The sequence below is a fragment of the Chitinivibrio alkaliphilus ACht1 genome, from assembly GCF_000474745.1.
Classification (GTDB): Bacteria; Fibrobacterota; Chitinivibrionia; order Chitinivibrionales; family Chitinivibrionaceae; genus Chitinivibrio; species Chitinivibrio alkaliphilus.
Window position 1 is genome coordinate 1 of the sequence record NZ_ASJR01000094.1, and the last position, 306, is coordinate 306.

General features: G+C 41.8%; 1 protein-coding gene. It reads right to left on the minus strand.

The features are described 5' to 3' along the window. Nucleotides 1–9: 9 nt before the first annotated feature. A partial coding sequence (locus CALK_RS11775; RefSeq protein WP_193352780.1) for a transposase occupies nt 10–306 on the minus strand: 297 nt, incomplete at its 5' end.

Genomic DNA, 306 nt, shown 5'->3' on the forward strand with positions numbered 1-306 from the left:
ATAAAAATATTATGCTGCTTTTTTCACCTCCAATCCATCCTTGTATTTCCGTCCCTCTAAAACATGTGGAATGAGTTTGTATCCAAAGACTCTCTGCCATCGTTTTTGAGCAGATTCAAGTAGCTTAAAGACCATTGCAAATGTCGTTGTAGCCGTCCCCATTCCCCGGGTACTGTTTGTTCTTAATCGTACTGTGGCAAAGGTCGATTCAATAGGGTTAGTGGATCTGATATGCTTCCAGTGTTCTCGCGGATAGCTATAGAACTGAAGCAATACATCTCTGTCTTTCATCAGACATTCAACCGC